Source organism: Synechococcus sp. R55.2 (genome assembly GCF_047462075.1).
Classification (GTDB): Bacteria; Cyanobacteriota; Cyanobacteriia; order Thermostichales; family Thermostichaceae; genus Thermostichus.
In genome coordinates this window covers 1-530 of the sequence record NZ_JANSIH010000363.1, presented here as the reverse complement: position 1 = coordinate 530, position 530 = coordinate 1, and the positions used below count along the sequence as shown (strand labels likewise).

Annotated in this window: 1 protein-coding gene and 1 pseudogene; both read left to right on the top strand. The window is 63.2% G+C overall.

Annotation, left to right across the window (positions count from 1 at the left end):
• Positions 1–209: pseudogene (locus NW838_RS11615) on the top strand (hypothetical protein); the annotation flags it as partial.
• A gap of 26 nt (positions 210–235) precedes the next feature.
• Positions 236–530 (top strand): SDR family oxidoreductase (locus tag NW838_RS11610; RefSeq protein ID WP_414428080.1); only part of this gene is annotated, 295 nt, incomplete at its 3' end.

Sequence of the window (530 nt, the reverse complement as noted above, 5' to 3'; positions counted from 1 at the left end):
AGGCGGCCCGCATCGGCGGTGTCAACCCCGCCGCCATCAACGCGCTGCTCGGCACGCAGATCGCGCCGATCTTCGCTGAGCCGCGTCCCGGCGATGTGAAGCACTCTTGCGCCGATATCGGTCGAGCGCGTGAGCTGCTCGGCTTCGCGCCGAGCGTCTCTTTTGAGGAAGGCTTGCGCCACACGCTGGCGTGGCTGAGGAATGCCTGATCTACACTGACTTGGGAGAGAGGACAATGGGATTATTCAGCGGGAAAAATGCGTTGATCTTCGGCGTCGCCAACAAGGACTCAATCGCCTGGGGCATCACGCAGGCGCTGCACGCGGAAGGCGCTAACATCGGTCTGAGCTACGCCAACGAGAAGCTCAAGCGGCGCGTTGAGCCGTTAGCGCAATCCATCGGCATCACTTTTCTAGAGTGCAACGTGCTGGACGACGCGGCGCTCGATCAGGTCTTTGCGCGCGCGGCGCAGCACTTCGGCAGGCTAGACGTGCTTGTCCACGCGGTCGCCTTCGCTGAGCGCGCCGATC